The following is a 3790-nucleotide window of genomic DNA, read 5'->3' as shown; positions in this document are numbered from 1 at the left end:
CGGAACGGCGCGGAGGATCTCGGCTAGCAGCGCAGGGATGGGGGGCGGCGGAACGAGACTCATACAATCCGATACATCGACTCGTACATTACGGCACGGCAAGAACCATGCGCGCCAAACATGAGGCATCACCCTCCCAAGCCAGCGTCAAATCTGCGGACCGCGTCCTGGATATCCTGGAGCTCCTGGCAAGCACCGGGCGCGCGATGACCCATGCTGAAATCGCGCGCCGCACCCGTATTCCCAAAAGCAGCCTGACCGCCCTACTGCGCACCCTATCGAACCGAGGTTACATCGATCAATCCACAGACTCCAACCGCTTCCAGTTGGGCGAAGGCGCATACGCCCTCGCGAGGCGCGGCGCGCACAACCGGGATCTCTTGCGGGCCAGCCAACCTTGGTTGCAACGGCTCGTGGATAGCACTGGAGAATCAGCGGGCCTGAGCGTGTTGCGCCACGACATGGCCGAACGCATTGCTTCCGCCCAATCTCCGCGCGCCGTCCTGTATTCCGTGCATGTAGGCGTCATGCAGCCGCTTTATGCGAGCTCGGCCGGTAAAGTGCTCCTTGCATGGCTGCCCCCCGCTGATCGAGAAGCCTACCTCGCCCGCGTCCGGCTCGAGCCGCGCACTGAGCACACGATACGCTCGGTGGCTGTCTTGCGCCGGCAGATACAACAAATCCGGGAAGATGGCGTGGCCTGGTCTTTCTGCGAATTTACTGCTGGCATCGTCGGCCTGGCCGTTCCAATCCTGGATGCACGTGGACGCGCGTTGGCCGCCATCGGACTGGCGATGCCGACCGATCGCCTCAATGAGGACCGCAAGGACAAGCTCGTCAGAACCCTGCGCACTGCTGCGCGTGAAATCGCCGTGGCAGCGCACCAGGCGCGAGCCCGAGAGGCGAAAAACGTTCACATATGAGAACACTCTCTAGTCCCCCCACATCCTGAGCGCAACACTTCGCGACATGACAGTCAATACCCACAAGCATCGGGAGACAAAGCATGTCGCGCATCGTCCAAGAGTCCCTCGACACGCCCGTCGCTGGCACATATGACGTCATCGTCGTCGGGGGAGGCGCATCGGGGACGGTTGCTGCCATCGCCGCAGCGCGCTCGGGAGCCCGCACCTTGTTGATCGAGCGGGGTGGCTGCCTCGGCGGGGCGGCTACCGCCAACCTCGTGGCGCAATGGGTGGCTTTCTTCCATGGAGAAACACGCGTAGTCGGCGGTATTCCCTACGAGCTGGCAGAACGGGTGATCGACGCTGGCGGGTCCGAGGGGTTCCACCGCTACGTCATGGGTGAGGCAGCTGGAACGCCCTTTCCACTGCGCGTCCTTCCCTTCAATCCTGAAACCGTGAAATGGGTCCTGGACGATGTCACTCGTGAGGCCGGCGTCGACGTACTCTTCCACACGACGTTCGCCAGGGTGCTGACAGACGGCTCCATGCTCGCCGGTGCCAGTGCAGAAACCGTACAGGGACGTTTGGCCTTCCTCGCCCCAATCATCATTGATGCGTCCGGAGACGCGCTGGCCTGTGCCAGCGTCGGCGTTCCCTTCAAGGAGGACGATGGCAACGGGCGCCAGCCCTGCACACTGTCCTTCCGACTATCAAACGTCGACGTTCCCCGCTTCAAGGCCGTCCCGTCGGTAGAGCGCCGTGCCCTCGTGCTTGAAGGGCTGCGACGGGGAGAGCTGTTCTGGGAAAGCGTCTCCTTTGTGAGCACGCCCGGGCAGACGGATGCGATTTGCCTGATGAGCCGCATTCAAGGGATCGATGCGCTCGACGCGCGCGACGCCTCGCGCGCAGAGCAGGAGGGGCGGCGCCAGATCCGCAGCATCCTCGCCTTCCTTCGGCGCGACATGCCGGGTTTCGAAAATGCAATTCTCGCCGACGTCGCGGAACGAGTTGGCGTTCGCGAAACGCGACGCATCGAGGGCCGATACACGCTCAGCGAGGAAGACATCATGCAGGCGCGCAGCTTCGAGGACTCCATCGCCTTGGGCGCGGGCCCGATGGACCGCCACCAGCCAGGAGGCACAGGCATACGCCTCTACGCCCCGCCTGCTCCCTTCGAGATTCCGCTGCGCACGTTGATTCCCGTAAATGTCGAAGGCCTGCTGGTCTGCGGCCGGACGTTGAGCTCAACGCGCGAAGCCATGGCCGGAGCCCGCCACATGGCGACTTCCATGGCCATGGGCCAGGCCGCCGGCACGCTCGGCGCAATCGCGGCAACCCGCAACACACTGCCCTCATTCGTTCCCACCGGGGAAGTACAGCAGAGCCTGCAAAAAGCCGGCGCCCTATTCCGCCGCGAACAGTTGACTCCCACCCCATAAGCATCATTTCACGGAGACACCCCATGATAAGAAAAGCAGTCGTCCTGGCGCTAATGGCTCACACCGTACTGGCAACGGCCCAGGAATGGCCGAGCCGCACCACGACCATCGTCAACCCCTTCAGCGCGGGCACTACCACCGATGCCGTCGCGCGAATCGTGGCAGACGGCCTGCAGAAGAAATTCGGCACGTCTTTCATCGTCGACTCCCGACCGGGAGCAGGAGGCATGATTGGTACCGCGCTCGTGGCACGCGCACAGCCCGACGGAAGCACCTTCGGCGTCAGCATCGCAGGACCTCTCGTTCATAACCCCCTGCTATACAAGCGCATGAGCTACGACCCGGCGAAGGACCTGACGCCACTGACCCTGGGCGTGCATCAGCCTTGCCTTTTGATCGCCTCTAAAGCCCTGGGCGTCAAGACGGTTCCCGAGCTCATCGAAGTGCTCCGGCAAAGCCCCGGTAAATACAACTACTCCTACGTCGGCAATGGCTCTCTTGGGCATCTGGTCATGACTTTGCTGGCCAACAAGAGCGGCGCCGAAATCACGCCGGTAATGTATGCCGGCGCAGTCCAGGCGACGACGGCAGTCATGACCAACGAAGTACAAATGGGATGTCTTCCAGCGCAGGCGACGATGGCACAGGTGCGCGGCGGCAACGTCGTTCCGATCGCGGTCTCCACCGCGAATCGCGCGGCACTGCTACCAGATGTACCGAGCCTGCGCGAGTACTACCCGGAAATAGTCGGCAGCGCATGGATGGGGTTCGTGGGCCCGGGCGGCATGGCGCCCGAAGCGGCCGCACGCATCAGCGCAGCGATTGGCGATGTCCTGCGGCAACCGAACGTCGTGGAGTTCCTGCGCCAGCAATTCATGGAGCCCGCACCCACCACACCAGCGGAATTCAAGGCGTTCATGCAAGAAGAATTGGCGCGCTGGAAGCCGGTCATCATCGAAAACAAGATCACGGCCGAATAGTTGCCGCCACCACCCCTAGCAATGGAGAAGAGAGTTGAACAAGAGTGACGCCAAGGCGCCTGCCTTCACCCGCAAAGGCGTACCGATCTTGGCAAGCGCAGACGTCGTCGTCATCGGTGGTGGACCGGGTGGGTTCGCCGCCGCACTTCGCGCCCGCAGGGAGGGCTGCAGCGTCGTACTGGTCGAAAAGTTCGACATGCCTGGAGGCGTGCATACCTCCGGGCTGCAAGGCGCAGCCAATCCGGGCATCGGCGGAATCCACACCGAACTGATGCAGCGCTTTACCGAGGCCGGGGCCATCTACGTCGCGACGGAAAAGGAGCTGCCGGATTGGGCGGGCAATCCTTTGTCGCACTACGACTACTACCTCAAGCCGGGGTCACCGTTCCGGCGCGCCTCGTTCAACCCAGATGCCGCCGGCAACATCATGCTCCGTATGCTCGAAGAGGCAGGCGTCCAGAGTTTT

4 protein-coding genes are annotated in these 3790 nt (G+C 62.9%); all 4 read left to right on the top strand.

Annotation, left to right across the window (positions count from 1 at the left end; genetic code table 11):
* Positions 1-107 precede the first annotated feature (107 nt).
* Complete coding sequence (locus Q0319_RS02945) at positions 108-923, top strand: IclR family transcriptional regulator (RefSeq protein WP_299450783.1); 816 nt, start codon at positions 108-110, stop codon at positions 921-923.
* Positions 924-1006: 83 nt separating this feature from the next.
* Complete coding sequence (locus Q0319_RS02940; RefSeq protein WP_299450781.1) at positions 1007-2344, top strand: FAD-dependent oxidoreductase; 1338 nt, start codon at positions 1007-1009, stop codon at positions 2342-2344.
* 23 nt (positions 2345-2367) lie between these two features.
* The gene (locus Q0319_RS02935; protein WP_299450778.1) at positions 2368-3324 is read left to right on the top strand and encodes a tripartite tricarboxylate transporter substrate binding protein; all 957 of its coding nucleotides are present in this window, start codon (positions 2368-2370) and stop codon (positions 3322-3324) included.
* 34 nt (positions 3325-3358) lie between these two features.
* The coding region (locus Q0319_RS02930; protein ID WP_299450776.1) for an FAD-dependent oxidoreductase at positions 3359-3790 on the top strand (432 nt) is incomplete at its 3' end.

Source organism: uncultured Pigmentiphaga sp. (genome assembly GCF_937950555.1).
In the GTDB taxonomy this organism is placed as follows: Bacteria; Pseudomonadota; Gammaproteobacteria; order Burkholderiales; family Burkholderiaceae_B; genus Pigmentiphaga.
Note: the sequence above shows the minus strand (reverse complement) of the source record. Positions and strands in the feature narration are given on the sequence as shown.